Raw genomic sequence first — 15,544 nt, forward strand, 5'->3', positions numbered from 1 at the left:
CACGGCCCCCGCGTTTGCGTTGATCTCAATTCTCCCGCCGCAGCGGACGCAATGCCCTCCGCCAGGTGCTCCGGAGCCAGTTGCCTGCGCGGACCACGCCCCGGGCAATGCGGCGGAACGGTGCGGATGCAGTCCGGAAGCCGCGGGAAAACAACGACGGCGGGAACCAGTCCGCGCGCAACCGCCCCAACCATGTCGTTCCCTGGCGGAGCATGGACCGCACTTCGCCGAGCCGGGCCGAGGCGAGCCTGTTCGCGCCGCCGGCGGGGGCATCCGCTGCCGGGCGGCCGTAGCTGTGCCGTTCGAAGTCTCCGGTGAGGGCACGCACCGCCCGCATCCCGGCGTCGTCGGCATGGGCGGACGGCACGGCAGCTTGCAGCCCCGCGGCGAACGCACGCGGCGTCTCGCTGGGCTGCGCGGCATGGCCGTAATCCCGCGCCAGGTCCTGAAGTTCCAGCCACGCAAGTGCTGGCGATACGGCCCCTGTTTCAGCACTCTGCGCTCGGACTTCCCGCAGCCTCCGCGCCCTGATGCCGCTCCGAAGCAAGCGCGGGGACGCGAGCAGTGCCGCGGCGAACAGCGAACCGGCCAGGATGAAGACGGCGCCGGGAAGGCCCGAGCCGCCGCTTCCTTGGCCGGCCTCCGGCAGCGGTGCCGGGGGAAGGGCGCTGGTGCTGGGCTGCGGCGTCGGGTTCGGCAACGGGACGTCATCCTCGTTGAGATTGCTGCCGCTGCCTGGCGGCAGCGGAGCGTCAGCGGCGTAGCCCGGCACGGAGCCGCGCGATGGCGTTGGTTCGAACGGCACCCAGCCGAGCCCTTCGAAGTAGAGCTCCGGCCAGGCATGCGCATCCCGGGCGTCCACCGCGAACTCGTTCAGCGGTTCGCGTCCGCCCACGGCGATGGTGTTGCCTGTGGGATGGCCCGGCGCGTACCCCACGGCTATCCGGCTGGGGATGCCCGACACGCGTGACATGACCGCCATGGCCGAGGCGAAATGGACACAGTATCCGCTCTTCTGCGCCAGGAAATCGGCCAGCACGGACAGGCCGTTGCCGTCGTAGCCGCCCTGGACCGGTGCCTGCAGCGAGTACGTAAACTCGCCGGACCGCAGGTACCGCTGGATGGCCAGCGCCTTCTCGAAGTTGTTCCCGACGCCGGCGGTCACCGAGGCGGCCGTGCTCCGTACGACCTCCGGCAGGTTGCCCGGCACCCGGCTGAACTCTTCCGGAAGGCCGCCGTCCCTGGACGGCGTGGTGCCGGCCTGGCTCAGGGCGGCTGCTGTGATCCGGGGGAAGACCGAGGTGACCGTGTAGTGCTGGTTCCGGGACGTGACGTCCTCGCCCCGGATGCTCAGGGTCAGCGGATCCCAGGACCAGCGGCCGTTCAAACCGTTGACCGCGGCCGGGGTGTAGGGAACAGGCAGGTAGGGGCTGGTGAACTGCCCGGTATCGATGACGGTTTGTTCGCGGACCAGGTCCTCGGGCAGGGGGTGGCCCGGTACGATCTGGCCGGTGCCGAGCTGGCGGCTTGATGGCCGGTCATCCGGGGCCCAGCTTTCGCCCTCGAAGCGGTCGATGGTTACCGAGCGCAGGTAGACCGGGGTGCTGGAACTCGTGGCGTAGGTGATCCTGCCGTCGCCGCTGGGGGTGCGCAGGTTGTTGCCCAGCGTGATCATCGGATTCAGCCCGTTGGTGGTGCCCCAGGGGTTCAGCCGCGAGCCGACGGGGAAGGTGCCCTGGTCGAAGCCCGGGACGGCCAGGGGAAGGAGAAGCCCCGCGATCAGGGCGGCCGCGCCGAGAGTGACGGACCGCCGTAGCTGGCCCGGCGCGCGCCCCGCGCCCTGCGGCAGGCGCGAATCCGGAGCGAACCACTGGGCGCAGCCCAGGATGAGGATGAAGCCGATGGCTGCGGCAAGGAAGCCGGCCAGGCCGGCTCCCTGCGGTTTGATGGTGGCGGGAACCACCAGGACAGCCAGGAGGCCCAGGCCCGAGGTGGCCGGCATTGCCAGCGGAACGGCCAAGGTATCGATCAGGACCACCACGAGCCCCAGGCACAGGCAGCTCAGCAGGACGATTCCGGCATTGGGGGCCACTGGTGCCGTCTCGGCGTACACCGTCTCCCCGGCCCTGGTGAACAGCACGAACGCCTGCTTTACGCTCGCGGGCCCAGGTATGAACCCCGCGATGCTTTCCTTCCGCAGGAAGGTGTTGCACAGGATGAAGGCCAGTGCAGTCAGCCCGCCCAGCGTCACCAAAACCGCCGGCGCCCGCATCGCCCGCAGCACAGCCATCGCCAGGACCACGGCGCCCACCGTGATGATCACCGGGAACAGCCACGCCCAGCCCCTGAGGACTCCGTTGAGCGACAAGGACGCGCCGATGACCCCGACGGCGATCGCGGCCGCCATCGCCCACGGGTACGCGCCGGGACCCGGCCGCCGGGACCGCGGCGCCACGCCACGTGCCGGGGAGGCTCCGCTCCGTTCACGGACAGCGGCACCGCCGCGTTGGGTACTCATCGCGGCACCGCGGCGCCGCGCCGCACATCCATCGCCGCTGCTGCGGCGGCCACGATCTCGCCTTGGTCGAAGGCGGACCAAGCTACGGGCAGCTGCGTCCGTGGAGTCACCGCGATGGCCCGCCAACCACCCAGGCGGAGGGCGTCCAGGGCGGGCTGGACACTGTGCGGATGCTCAGTGACCAGCAGCGCGAAGGCGTTGGCGCCGAAGCCTGCGGCCGGGGCAAGGGCACGGGCCTCGGCCTCACCCAGCGTCCCGAGGAGGGCAAGCACCGGTCCCCGCAGGCGGTGTGCAGCCAACTTGTCCATGAGGCGGTCATCAAAAGGTGACTCGCCGCCGTCGGGATGTCCCGCATCGCCCCCGCCGCGTTTCGCGTCCCGCCTGCCCTCGGCGTGCAGGTGGCGCGGGCCGTCCAACTGGATGGCAGCCAGGCTCTCGCCGATCGACTGCAGGCCGCCGGATCCACTGTATTCCTCGGTGTCCGGCGCCGGCGCGGACCGCGAACCACGGAACGCCGGATGGCCCGTGGCATCCAGGAAACGCAGCGAATAGTTGCGTTCGGCCAGGTGCGCGCTGATGGACATTGCCGCCGTCACGGCCCATTCGAAGCAATCGTTGCTCAGCAGCTCGAAAGAATCGTCGTGCCCTGCGGGGAAACGCGCCCCCGGCCCGGCGGCGAATGCCGAATAACGGTGGTCCATGATGATGGTGGCCTCCGGCGTGGTCACCGATTCCTCCTGGCGCACCATCAGTTCGCCGTGGTGCGCCGTAGCAGCCCAGTGGACGCGCCGCATGGGGTCCCCGTGCCGGTATTCGCGGGTCATGACATCGTCATCGCTCGGATTCGCCCGGATGCGGGTGGCGGTCACGCCGTCGTTGCCGCGGGCGCCCGCGAGCCCGGTGGGAGGAAGCTCGACGGCGGCCGGCGTCACGGTGAGCAGCTCGCCGTCGTCGATGGTGTGCCGGTGCAGGGACAAGCCGAAGGGGTCGCAGAACTCTGCCGTCACCGGGCCGATCTTGAACTGGCCGCGGCGGCCCGAGCGCAGATGGTATTCGTAGCGGCTGGTGCCGCCGCTCGCGGAACGGGCCGGGAAGCGGAAGGCGGGCGGCTCGCCGAACCTTGGCGGCAGCTGTTCCTGCATGATCACGGCGGCGGTGGAGTTGCCGTCCCGTGCCACGGCCAAACGCACCGTGGCGGTGGCGGTGGCCTCGACGGTGGGCGGCATGAACTCGCGGAAGACCTGGAAGCGCGGTTTGAGGAGGCGCACCCCGGCGAGGGACACGAGCGGCAGGACAATGAGCAGCAGGCCCAGGGCCAGGAGGTCCCTGCGGCCCATCACCTGGGCGGCCAGCAGCGCCGCTGTTCCGGCAGCCAACAGGCCCCAGCCCCGGCCGGTGAACAGATGCTTCGGGAGCAGATCCGGCAGTGCCATGGTGGCCTCTACCCGCGGCGCGAGTCGGCTGTGGCGTCCCGGCTCACCGGCAGTTCGGCCAGGATGGCCCGGATGATTCCCTGCGGGGTGTCGCCCGCGCCGGCGGCTTTCCGCTCAAGGATGATGCGGTGCGCGAGGACCGGCTCGGCGACCGCTACGACGTCGTCCGGGAGCACGAAGTCCCGGCCGTCCAAGGCGGCCGTGGCCTTGGCGGCGCGCAGCAGTTGGAGCAGCGACCGGGGGCTGGCGCCGAGGCGCAGCCGGGCGCTGTTGCGGGTGGCGTGGCCCAGGGCCACTGTGTATTCCTTGACGGCCTGCGATACATAGACGCGCTGCACCGCGCTGATCATGGCAGCGACATCGTCCGCGGTCACCACCGGAGTGACCTCTGCCAGCGGGGAGGCGGCCTGGTGGGTTTCCAGCATTTCGATTTCCGAGGCCTGGTCCGGGTAGCCCATGGAGATCCGGGCCATGAAACGGTCCCGCTGCGCCTCCGGCAGGGGATAGGTTCCCTCCATTTCGATCGGGTTCTGCGTGGCCACCACCATGAACGGCTCGGCCAGCTTGTAGGACTGTCCGTCCACGGTGACCTGGTGCTCTTCCATGCATTCGAGCAGGGCGGACTGGGTCTTCGCCGATGCCCGGTTGATCTCGTCCCCGATGACGATGTTGGCGAATACCGCGCCCTTGCGGAATTCGAACTGGCGGGACGACTGGTTGTAAATGGACACGCCCGTGACGTCCGAAGGCAGCAGGTCCGGAGTGAACTGGATGCGGCTTACGCCGCAGTCGATGCTGCGGGCCAGCGTCTTGGCGAGCATGGTCTTCCCGACGCCGGGCACGTCCTCAACGAGGAGGTGGCCCTGCGCGAGCAGGACAGTAAGGGCGAGCTTGGCGGCTTCAGCCTTGCCGTCGATCACCTTGTTGATGGCCGCCAGGATCTTCTCGCTGCTCGCATGGAATTCCGCGGCCGGCATGGCCGGGCGCCTGTGGCCGTTGCTCGACGCCGGCCCGGCCGGAGCCGCCCCGGCATCAACCATGAACTGGTGTTGTGTGGTGCCCTGATGCTGTGAATCCATGGAGAACCCTTCTGCCATGACGGAACCCCCGGGCCAACGGCCCCGCGGGTGCTCCACCCCCTTGATACCAAGACTACCCAGACGGTGCCCGCCGCAGACAGAGCCCTGCGGCGGCCGGGGACATTAGGGTGGAGCCATGTGCAATTCCCTTCCGCCGTTGTCCTACCGCGCCCCTGAAGACGCCGCCCAGCCGGGCGATGACGCCACAGGCAAGGAGGCCGCCAAGCGGGCCCGCAAGGAATACCCGCCGGCCCCGGAGCCGCTGCCGGTTCCCGTGATGGACAACCACACCCACCTCGACTTCCGGCACGGCCTCCTGGAGGTGTCGGTGACGGACGCGCTGGACGCCGCTGCCGCCGTCGGCGTCCAAGGGGCAGTGCAGGTGGGATGCGACCTGGAGTCCTCCCGCTTCACGGTGCAGGCCGTCGACGCCGACAATCGCCTGCTGGGTGCCGTCGCCATCCACCCGAACGACGCCCCGGTGTACGCCGGCCGCGGCGAACTGGAGGGCGCGCTCGCCGAGATCGAAGAACTGGCCGGGCACCCCCGGGTCCGGGCGATCGGCGAAACCGGCCTCGATTTCTTCCGCACGCACGGTGTCGGGCTGGCCCACCAGCGCTACTCCTTCCGCCGGCACATCGACATCGCCAAGCGGCTCGGACTGACGCTGCAGATCCACGACCGCGACGCCCACGACGACGTGGTCCAGGTGTTGCGCGAGGAAGGCGCCCCGGAAAAGGTTGTCTTCCACTGTTTCTCCGGTGGCCCCGAGCTTGCGCGCATCTGCAATGACAACGGCTGGTACATGTCCTTTGCCGGCACCTTCACCTTCAAGAACGCCGACAATCTGCGGGAAGCGCTGCTGCTCGCGGAGCCGGAACTGGTGCTCGTGGAGACCGACTCGCCGTTCCTCACACCGCACCCGTACCGGGGCCGGCCCAATGCGAGCTACATGGTGCCGTACACCGTCCGGTCCATGGCGGAGGTTGCGGAAAAAGACCTCGCGCAGCTTTGCGCGCAGCTTGCGGATAATACGCTGGCCGCCTACGGATCCTGGGATTAACGGGCGTTCCGGAGGCGTGTCTTCTCCGCGCGGTTGCATACCGAGTATGCGAACTTTCTTGGCCGATTTATAACGCTTCGGTTACAGTGGGTAACCAGTAGCCGGGGTCGGGGAAGGCCAACGGATACGAAAGCTCCGTTCAGCGGGAATTTCGACCCTGATGAAATTCATGTAGATCGGTAGTGGCGGCGCACGTGCCCCGCCGCGGGACAGCCCTGTGCTCCGGCACGCGGGAGGGGCCGCGGACGGCCGGCAGGTGCGCTTTTCCCCGTGCCCGGATGGTCCAACAGTTACGGGCAATAATGGTCAAGTTCTTCACCACGGACGGCAAGTTCAGCTTTCCCAAGGTCGCTGCGCAGCTTCTGGTGCTTTCGGCACTGGTGCTCGGAGTTGTCGCCTTCACCGGCAACAACAAGACAGTCACCCTCAACGTCGATGGAAAAGTGAGCTCCGTCCAGACCTTCGGCGGCACGGTTGACCAGGTGGTCAAGGCAGCCAAGGTGGAGCTCAAGCCGGCCGACCGGGTCACCCCGGCGCTGGACGCTTCGGTGCAGAACGGTTCCATCATCAACGTGAACCTGGCCAAGTCCGTCTCCGTCACCCTTGACGGAACGCAGCGGACCGTCAACACGAACTCCCCGGACGTCGAGGGCCTTATCTCCGAACTCGGCGTGGCAAGCTCCTCGGCCGTCTCCGCGGACAAGGACATGGCGCTGGCCGTCTCCGGTTCGGCCCTTTCGATCTCCACGCCCAAGAAGGTCACGCTGATCGCGGACGGCAAGAGCTCCGTCAAGACCACGACGGCGGCCGACGTCGCCACCGTCCTGAAGGACGCCGGCGTCGTGCTCGGCAAGAACGACCGCGTCTCCCAGCCCGCTAAGGCACCCGTCGTCAAGAACATGGTGATCAAGGTGTCCCGCGTCGATCTCTCCAAGACCGCCACCGTCAGCGAGAACGTGCCGTTCGAAACCATCACCACCGAAGACGATTCGATGTACGTGGACGAGGAAGAGGTCACGCAGGAAGGCGTCCTGGGCCAGCTCAGCAAGAAGTTCAAGCTGGTCATGGTGGACGGCCGCGAAGCCTCCCGTACCCTCGTTTCCTCGACCGTGACCGTCAAGCCCGTTGCCGAGAAGGTCACCGTCGGCACCAAGGAACGTCCCAAGCCCGCCGCTACGTCCAACGGACCCACCGGTGCCCCGAACGAAGCCATGTGGGACCGCATCGCCCAGTGCGAGTCCGGCGGCAACTGGTCCATCAACACCGGCAACGGCTACTACGGCGGCCTGCAGTTCGACATCCAGACCTGGCTCGGTTCCGGCGGCGGCGCCTACGCCCCGAACGCCAGCCTCGCCAGCAAGGCCCAGCAGATCGACATCGCCAACCGCGTCTACGCGCAGCGCGGCCTGCAGCCCTGGGGCTGTGGCTGGGCAGCCTAGGCTGCTTCCTCCGGCATGAAAGGCCGGGTCCGGATTCGTCCGGGCCCGGCCTTTGCCGTCCCCGGCAGGCGATACGATACCTAGGTGACTGAAGCGAATTCCGAACCTGCCGCCGTCGCGCCCCTTTTGGGAGCCGCCGACATCCGACGGCTCGCCGAGGAAATCGGTGTCCGCCCCACCAAGACGCTGGGCCAGAACTTCGTCATCGACGGCAACACCATCCGCCGCATTGTTTCCGCCGCCGGCGTTGACCCGGAGGAAACCGTGCTGGAGGTCGGCCCCGGCCTCGGTTCGCTGACCCTGGGACTGCTCGACGCCGCCAAGGAAGTTGTCGCCGTGGAGATCGATCCGGCGCTGGCGGCCAAGCTTCCCGAGACGGTACGCGCCTGGCGCCCGGAGGCCGCGGACAACTTCCACCTGGTGCTGTCCGACGCCATGAAAGTCACCGAGCTTCCCGTCCAGCCCACCGCGCTGGTGGCGAATCTGCCGTACAACGTGGCCGTCCCGGTGGTGCTGCACCTGCTGGAACATTTCCCCAGCCTGCGCCACGGCCTGGTGATGGTCCAGGACGAGGTGGCGGACCGCCTTGCCGCCACCCCCGGCTCCAAGATCTACGGCGTCCCGTCCGTCAAGGCCGCCTGGTACGGGCAGATGCGCAAGGCCGGGGTGATCGGCATGAACGTCTTCTGGCCGGCACCCAAGATCCACTCCGGACTGGTGGCTTTTACCCGCCAGGAAGCCCACAGCACCCACGCCACGCGTGAACAGGTGTTCGCCGTGATCGACGCCGCGTTCGCGCAGCGCCGCAAAACCCTCCGTGCCGCCCTGGCCGGCTGGGCCGGCGGCGCCGCCGAGGCCGAGCGCTGCCTGGTGGCGGCCGGCGTGGACCCGGCGGCGCGCGGCGAGGTGCTGGACATCGGCGCGTTCATCCGGATCGCCGAGGCACGTCACCCGCAGGCCGCATGAGCCGCGTCGTCGCAGGAAAACAGGGCCGCTTCGTGCCGCGTACCGTCAAGGTCCGCGCGCCCGGCAAGGTCAACGTCTCGCTCAAGGTGGGCCCGCTGCGGCCCGACGGCTACCATTCCGTGGCCAGCGTCTACCTGGCAGTGTCCCTCTACGAAGAAGTAGCCGCCACCAGCACCCCGACGCCGGGCATCACCGTCAGCATCAGCCCGGACAGCACGCTGGAGCTCGACGGCGTGGACATCCCGCTGGACGAACGGAACCTTGCGTACAAGGCGGCCGCGATCATGGCCGAAGTATCCGAGAACGCCACCGGCGTGCACCTGGAGATCACCAAGCGCGTGCCGGTCGCCGGCGGCATGGGCGGCGGCTCCGCCGACGCTGCGGCAACGCTGCTGGCCTGCGACGCCCTGTGGGACAGCGGACTGTCCCGCGAAGAACTGGCCCACCTGGCTGCCGAGCTCGGCGCGGACGTGCCGTTTTCGCTGCTGGGGGGCACCGCCGTCGGGCTCGGAGTGGGAGACAAGCTCTCGCCCGCGCTGGCGAAAGCCCAGATGGACTGGGTGCTGGTCTGCGCGGACTACGGGCTCTCCACTCCGGAAGTCTTCCGGACCCTTGACCGCCTGCGCGACGCCGAAGGCGTTGACGCGGACGAACCCACCGAAGTGGATGCCAAGATCCTGCAGGCCCTGCGCGGCGGCGATCCCGACGCCCTGAGCCGTGTGCTGGTGAACGACCTCCAGCGCGCCTCAATCGAGCTCGCCCCGCAGCTGCGGGACACCATCGGACTCGGCGAATCCAAGGGTGCCCTGGCCGGCTTCGTGTCCGGCTCCGGGCCCACCGTGGCGCTGCTGGCCCACAACCCGGCCGCTGCCCGTGAGCTGGCGGAGGAACTCGGCCACCTGGGGCACACGGCATTGGCCGTCCACGGACCCGTCCCCGGGGCCCGGATCATCTCCGACACCCTGCACTAAACCAGCTTCCCCCCGAAATTCCCCAAGAAAGTAGTACCCAGTGGCCCACCTGCTCGGCGGCGAGAACCTCACCGTTTCCTTTGCGACCCGGACCGTCCTTGATGGTGTCACGCTCGGCCTCGAAGACGGCGACCGGATCGGCATGGTGGGCCGCAACGGCGACGGCAAGTCCACCCTGATGCGGCTGCTCGCCATGCGTTCCACTCCGGATTCCGGCCGCGTCACCAAGCGCGGCGACGTCAACATCGGTTACCTGGACCAGTCCGATGTGCTGGACGGCGACCTCACCGTCGGAACGGCGATCGTGGGCGACCGCGCCGACCACGAATGGGCCGCCAACCCGAAGATCCGCGAGATCATGGGCGGCCTGGTGGGCGACGTCGACTGGCACGCCAACGTCCACTCGCTTTCCGGCGGCCAGAAGCGCCGCGTGGCCCTGGCCAAGCTCCTCATCGAGGACCACGACGTCATCATGCTGGACGAACCCACCAACCACCTCGACGTTGAAGGAGTCGCCTGGCTGGCCCGGCACCTGAAGTCCCGCTGGCGCGCCAAGCAGGGCGCCTTCCTGGTGGTCACCCACGACCGCTGGTTCCTCGACGAAGTCTGCAACCGCACCTGGGAAGTGCACGACGCCATGGTGGACCCCTTCGACGGCGGATACGCCGCCTACGTCCTGGCGCGCGCCGAGCGCGACCGCATGGCCGCCGTCGTCGAGAACAAGCGCCAGCAGCTGGTCAAGAAGGAACTGGCATGGCTCCGCCGGGGCGCCCCCGCCCGTACCTCCAAGCCGAAGTTCCGCATCGAAGCGGCCAACGAGATCATCGCCGATGTCCCCGAACCGCGTGACTCCGTGGCATTGAACAAGATGGCCACCGCCCGCCTCGGCAAAGACGTGCTGGACCTGGAGAACGTCTCGCTCAATTTCGACGGCGACGCCGGACGCAAGCTGTTCGACAACGTCACCCTGCGCCTCGCCCCGGGGCAGCGTCTGGGCATCGTGGGCGTCAACGGCGCCGGCAAGTCCACCCTGCTGCGCCTGCTCAACGGCGACGTCACCCCGGACGCCGGCCGGCTCAAGCGCGGCAAGACCGTGGTTACCGCGGTCCTCAGCCAGGAAGTCAAGGAACTCGACGAGGTCAAGGACCTGCGCGTCGTCGAGGTCATCGAACGCGAAAAGCGCTCCTTCAACGTGGCCGGCAAGGAACTCACCGCCGGCCAGCTGGTGGAACAGCTCGGCTTCACCAAGGAGAAGCAGTGGACCCCCGTGGCCGACCTCTCCGGCGGTGAACGGCGCCGCCTCCAGCTGCTGCGCCTGCTGGTGGGCGAACCCAACGTCCTGATGCTCGACGAACCCACCAACGACCTCGACACGGACACCCTCGCCGCCGTCGAAGACGTCCTGGACGGCTGGCCCGGCACCCTCGTGGTGGTCAGCCACGACCGCTACCTCCTGGAACGCGTCACCGACTCCCAGATGGCCCTCCTGGGCGACGGCAAGCTCCGCGACCTGCCCGGCGGCGTCGACCAGTACCTGGAACTGCGCGAGGCAGCGTTGTCCGCCGGCGCCGTGAGCGGCGGCTCCGGAACAGGCCCGACGGCGGCCACCGGCAGCGCGGGAACCGCACCGGCCGGCGGCCCCACCGAAGCGGAGAAGCGCGAAGCCCGCAAGGAACTCAACCGGATCGACCGCCAGCTGGGGAAGATCGCCCAGCAGGAGGAAAAGCTGCACACCCAGATGGCGGCCAAGTCCGAATCCGGCGACTTCGACGCCCTGTCCGAACTCAACGCCAAGCTCCAGGAACTCCTTTCCGAAAAGGAGGGCCTCGAACTCGAATGGCTCGAAGCAGCCGAGGTCCTGGGGGAGTAGGCCCCCCTTCACCAACCTCCGCAGTGGTCGCCTGAGACGCAGACATCGGCCCTCCGCCGTCGCTTAGACACAACGCAAAGGGGCACCTGCGGTCGCTGGGCGACCTCCGGCACCCGATGCGTTGCGATGCGCTCCTCTGCGGAGAACCGCAGTCTGCTTGCCGATCGTCCCGTTCGCGCTCAGGGCAGCAGGCACTCGGGTGAGAGTGATGGCGGACGGCGGTCCTTCCGAAAGGAGCGCATCGCGGCACATCGGAGTGCAGAGGTCGCTCAGCGACCGGCGCGCTCCCTATGTGACGTGTCTAAGCGACGCGGAAGGGCCGTCTCCGCCACCCAAGGTGACCACAACGAAGGCGAGCAAAGCGCGACGCGCGGCTGAGAAGGCGACTGCCGGGAATTCGGAGATTACGCGTCGTCGCGGAGTTCCGGGTCCTTTTGGAGGCCTGTCAGGCCGTTCCAGGCCAGGTTGACCAGGTGCGCGGCGACGGCGCGCTTGTCCGGGGTGCGGGCGTCGAGCCACCACTGGCCCGTCATCGCCACCATGCCGACCAGCATCTGGGCGTACATGGCGCCGTCGGCGGAGCTGAAGCCGCGGCGGGAGAATTCGTCGGACAGGATGTGTTCAACGCGTGCGGTCACATGGGAGAGCAACGTGGAGAAGGCGCCTTCGGGCTGGGACGGGGGAGCGTCGCGCATGAGGATCCGGAAGCCGTCGGTGCGTTCTTCGATGTAGCCGAGGAGGGCCAGTGCGGCGCGTTCAACGAGGACGCGGGGCTTGGCTTCGACGGCGAGGGAATCGTTGATGGAGTCGAGCAGGATCCGGAACTCGGACTCCACGACCTTGGTGTACAGGCCTTCCTTGGAGCCGAAGTGTTCGTAGATGACCGGCTTGGAGACGCCCGCCGCGGCGGCGACTTCCTCGATGGTGGTGCCGTCCAGGCCGCGGGCGGCGAACAGGCCGCGGCCGACGTCGATCAGTTGTGAGCGGCGCTGCGGACCGGTCATCCGGGAACGGACCGGGCGGCTGCCGGGAGGCTGCAGGGTGGCTGCCGTTCCGCCGTCGGGCCGGGAAAGTCCTGTGCTCTTACTCACCCAACCATCATGCCCCATGCCGGGGAAGGCGGGCTCCCGAGTCGCGCGGAGGCAAACGGTCATGGCAGACTTGATACCTGTGCGCGGAACCGGCTCATCCGGGCCACCGCAGGCCGCGGCCTGACGGGAAGCGCACGGTCCGCTCTGGTGTAACGGCAGCACCCCGGCCTTTGGAGCCGCGGAGTATAGGTTCGAATCCTATGGGCGGAACACGTCGGTCATCTGCCGGCATTGTTTCCGGGGCTGCGCCGCAACGGGCGGCCCCGGGAGCCGGAGTAGGATTGAGCAGATGCCGGAGCCGGGTCCGATCCCGGTGGTAACCGAACAAGGAGAGCGACTTAGTGAGCCCCGCCGCAACCGGCCCCGCCGCTGTTATCGTCCTGGCCGCTGGTGCGGGCACCCGCATGAAGTCGCGCACCCCCAAAATTCTTCACCCCATCGGTGGGAAATCGATGGTGGGCCACGCCCTTGACGCCGCGCGAGGCCTCAACCCGGAACGCCTGGCCGTGCTGGTCCGGCACCAGCGCGACCTCGTCGCCGCGCACCTGGCCGAGACCGCGGCAGACGCCCTCGTAGTGGACCAGGACGAAATCCCCGGTACCGGCCGTGCCGTCGAACAGGGCCTTGAGGCCCTCGACAAGGAACGCACCGTCAGCGGCACTGTCGTGGTGACCTACGGCGACGTCCCGCTGCTCAGTTCGGAGCTGCTGGCCGAACTGGTGGCCGCGCATGAAGCGGGCAGCAACGCCGTCACCGTGCTGACCACCGTCCTCGAGGATGCCACGGGTTACGGGCGTATCCTGCGCGCGGAGGACGGTTCCGTGCTCGGCATCCGCGAACACAAGGACGCCAGCGACGACGAACTCGCCATCCGCGAGATCAACTCCGGGATTTACGCCTTCGACGCCGCTGTATTGCGTGACGCCCTGGCCCACGTCACCACGGACAACGCCCAGGGCGAGAAGTACCTCACCGACGTCCTCGCCATCGCCCGCCGTGACGGAGGCCATGTTGCCGCCGTCGTGACCGACGACCGCTGGCAGGTGGAAGGCGCCAACGACCGCGTCCAGCTCGCCGCCCTCGGGGCCGAGCACAACCGCCGCATCGTCGAAGGCTGGATGCGCGCCGGCGTGACCGTCGTCGATCCCGCCACCACGTGGATCGATTCCACCGTCACGCTGAGCGAAGACGTCCGCCTGCTGCCGAACACGCAGCTGCACGGCACCACCACCGTGGCGCGCGACGCCGTCGTCGGCCCGGACACGACCCTCACCGACGTGAACGTGGGCGAAGGCGCGAAGGTCACCCGCACCCACGGCTCGGGTTCCACGATCGGCGCGGGCGCCAGCGTCGGCCCGTTCACCTACCTGCGCCCGGGCACGGTCCTGGGGGAGACCGGCAAGATCGGCGCCTTCTACGAAACCAAGAACGTGACCATCGGCCGCGGCTCCAAGCTCTCCCACCTCGGATACGCCGGAGACGCCGAAATCGGTGAAGACACCAACATCGGCTGCGGCAACATCACTGCCAACTACGACGGCGAAAAGAAGCACCGCACCGTGATCGGCTCCGGCGTCCGCACCGGTTCCAACACCGTTTTCGTGGCACCAGTCAGCGTCGGCGACGGCGCCTACAGCGGTGCCGGCACCGTGATCCGCAAGGACGTTCCCGCCGGTGCCCTGGCCGTGAACGCGGCGGGCCAGCGGAACGCCGAAGGCTGGGTCATCGCCAACCGTCCCGGCAGCAACTCCGCGCAGCTGGCCGCCGCCCGCCTGGCGCAGGACGCCACCCCAGACTCCTCAAGTACTCCGGCAACCACAGAAGAGGGCAAACAGGCATGAGCGAAATTACGGCACACGGCGAGAAGAAACTGGTCCTTGCCGCCGGGCGGGCGCACCCGGAGCTCGCACAGGAAATCGCCAAGGAGCTCGAAACCGAACTCCTGCCGGTGGATGCCTATGACTTCGCCAACGGGGAAATCTACGTCCGTTCCGCCGAGAGCGTGCGCGGCACCGACGCCTTCGTGATCCAGGCCCACCCGGCCCCGCTGAACAACTGGCTCATGGAACAGCTGATCATGATCGATTCGCTCAAGCGCGCCTCGGCCAAGCGGATCACCGTGGTGTCCCCGTTCTACCCGTACGCACGCCAAGACAAGAAGGGCCGCGGCCGCGAGCCGATCTCCGCCCGCCTGGTGGCCGACCTCTACAAGACCGCCGGCGCGGACCGCATCATGTCCGTGGACCTGCACACCTCCCAGATCCAGGGCTTCTTCGACGGCCCCGTGGACCACCTCATGGCCATCCCGCTGCTGGCCGACTACATCCGCACCAAGGTCGAAGCCGACAACATCACGGTTGTCTCGCCCGACACCGGCCGCGTGCGCGTCGCCGAACAGTGGGCCGAGCGCCTGGGCGGTGCGCCGCTGGCGTTCGTGCACAAGAGCCGTGACCTGACGGTTCCCAACCAGGCCGTCTCCAAGACGGTCGTGGGCCAGATCGAAGGCCGCACCTGCGTGCTCATCGACGACATGATCGATACCGGCGGAACCATCTCCGGCGCCGTCCAGGTGCTGAAGAACGCCGGTGCCAAGGACGTCATCATCGCCTGCACGCACGCCGTGTTCTCCGATCCCGCCGCGCAGCGCCTGGCCGAATCCGGCGCCCGCGAAGTGGTGGTCACCAACACCCTGCCGATCCCGCCGGAAAAGCGCTTCCCGCAGCTCACCGTGCTGTCCATCGCGCCGCTGATCGCCCGCGCCATCCGCGAAGTGTTCGACGACGGATCGGTGACCAGCCTGTTCGACGGCAAGGCCTGACCGCCCCCGCTTTTCAAGCGCGAACGTACAGTTGGGGCCCTGAATCTCCGGGGCGGTTTCTAAGGGTCGTTGCAACACTTGTTGGTTAGATGGCTAGTAGTAGATCACGCAGGCGCTCGGCTGGGGTATCCCAGTCGAGCGTTTTGCGTGGTCGGCCGTTGAGTTCCTGGGCCACGTGTTCAAGATCCTCTGGCCCGTAGACGGACAGGTCGGTGCCTTTGGGGAAGTACTGGCGCAGCAGCCCGTTGGTGTTCTCATTGGAGCCGCGTTGCCAGGGGCTGGCCGGGTCGCAGAAG

The 15,544-nt window shown here is 68.3% G+C and carries 12 protein-coding genes and 1 tRNA gene; 8 read left to right on the plus strand and 5 right to left on the minus strand.

Going from position 1 to position 15,544, the window contains the following annotated elements; translation table 11 throughout:
• Positions 1 to 25 precede the first annotated feature (25 nt).
• From BIU82_RS13230 to BIU82_RS13240, 3 genes are read right to left on the minus strand one after another with little or no spacing between them, the layout of a single operon-like run.
• Complete coding sequence (locus BIU82_RS13230; RefSeq protein ID WP_070349909.1) at positions 26 to 2,518, minus strand: DUF3488 and transglutaminase-like domain-containing protein; 2,493 nt, start codon at positions 2,516 to 2,518, stop codon at positions 26 to 28.
• Positions 2,515 to 3,951 (minus strand): DUF58 domain-containing protein, encoded by a 1,437-nt coding sequence (locus BIU82_RS13235; protein WP_070349910.1) that lies wholly within the window; start codon positions 3,949 to 3,951, stop codon positions 2,515 to 2,517. Before BIU82_RS13235 ends, BIU82_RS13230 begins: the two co-directional genes overlap by 4 nt.
• 8 nt (positions 3,952 to 3,959) lie before the next feature.
• Positions 3,960 to 4,991 (minus strand): MoxR family ATPase, encoded by a 1,032-nt coding sequence (locus tag BIU82_RS13240; RefSeq protein WP_253182780.1) that lies wholly within the window; start codon positions 4,989 to 4,991, stop codon positions 3,960 to 3,962.
• A 175-nt stretch (positions 4,992 to 5,166) separates the two neighbouring features.
• On the opposite strand from BIU82_RS13240, the gene BIU82_RS13245 reads away from it, so the two are divergent.
• From BIU82_RS13245 to BIU82_RS13265, 5 genes are all read left to right on the plus strand, one after another.
• A complete protein-coding gene (locus BIU82_RS13245; RefSeq protein WP_070349911.1) occupies positions 5,167 to 6,093 on the plus strand; it encodes a TatD family hydrolase in 927 nt (308 codons plus the stop codon).
• A gap of 302 nt (positions 6,094 to 6,395) precedes the next feature.
• A complete protein-coding gene (locus BIU82_RS13250) occupies positions 6,396 to 7,532 on the plus strand; it encodes a resuscitation-promoting factor (protein WP_070349912.1) in 1,137 nt (378 codons plus the stop codon).
• A gap of 84 nt (positions 7,533 to 7,616) precedes the next feature.
• Entirely contained in the window at positions 7,617 to 8,498 is an 882-nt protein-coding gene (gene rsmA, locus BIU82_RS13255) for a 16S rRNA (adenine(1518)-N(6)/adenine(1519)-N(6))-dimethyltransferase RsmA (protein WP_070349913.1), read from the plus strand.
• Entirely contained in the window at positions 8,495 to 9,469 is a 975-nt protein-coding gene (locus BIU82_RS13260; protein WP_070349914.1) for a 4-(cytidine 5'-diphospho)-2-C-methyl-D-erythritol kinase, read from the plus strand. Before rsmA ends, BIU82_RS13260 begins: the two co-directional genes overlap by 4 nt.
• A 40-nt stretch (positions 9,470 to 9,509) precedes the next feature.
• Positions 9,510 to 11,339: an ABC-F family ATP-binding cassette domain-containing protein gene (locus BIU82_RS13265; RefSeq protein WP_070349915.1), complete on the plus strand. Its 1,830-nt coding sequence runs from the start codon at positions 9,510 to 9,512 to the stop codon at positions 11,337 to 11,339.
• A gap of 404 nt (positions 11,340 to 11,743) precedes the next feature.
• Here BIU82_RS13265 and BIU82_RS13270 read toward each other — a convergent pair whose 3' ends face one another.
• The gene (locus BIU82_RS13270) at positions 11,744 to 12,343 is read right to left on the minus strand and encodes a TetR/AcrR family transcriptional regulator (RefSeq protein ID WP_070349953.1); all 600 of its coding nucleotides are present in this window, start codon (positions 12,341 to 12,343) and stop codon (positions 11,744 to 11,746) included.
• 225 nt (positions 12,344 to 12,568) lie between these two features.
• Here BIU82_RS13270 and BIU82_RS13275 point away from each other — a divergent pair.
• From BIU82_RS13275 to BIU82_RS13285, 3 genes are all read left to right on the plus strand, one after another.
• Positions 12,569 to 12,640 (plus strand) — tRNA-Gln (locus BIU82_RS13275).
• A 131-nt stretch (positions 12,641 to 12,771) separates the two neighbouring features.
• Positions 12,772 to 14,271 carry a bifunctional UDP-N-acetylglucosamine diphosphorylase/glucosamine-1-phosphate N-acetyltransferase GlmU gene (glmU, locus tag BIU82_RS13280; RefSeq protein WP_070349916.1) on the plus strand — a complete coding sequence of 500 codons (1,500 nt, stop codon included), beginning with the start codon at positions 12,772 to 12,774 and terminating at the stop codon, positions 14,269 to 14,271.
• Entirely contained in the window at positions 14,268 to 15,248 is a 981-nt protein-coding gene (locus tag BIU82_RS13285; protein ID WP_070349917.1) for a ribose-phosphate diphosphokinase, read from the plus strand. Before glmU ends, BIU82_RS13285 begins: the two co-directional genes overlap by 4 nt.
• 85 nt (positions 15,249 to 15,333) lie before the next feature.
• Here the strand turns inward: BIU82_RS13285 and BIU82_RS19365 are convergent.
• On the minus strand, positions 15,334 to 15,544 hold a 211-nt coding region (locus BIU82_RS19365), incomplete at its 5' end, for an IS30 family transposase (protein WP_139146562.1).

Source organism: Arthrobacter sp. SW1 (genome assembly GCF_001766675.1).
In the GTDB taxonomy this organism is placed as follows: domain Bacteria; phylum Actinomycetota; class Actinomycetes; order Actinomycetales; family Micrococcaceae; genus Arthrobacter.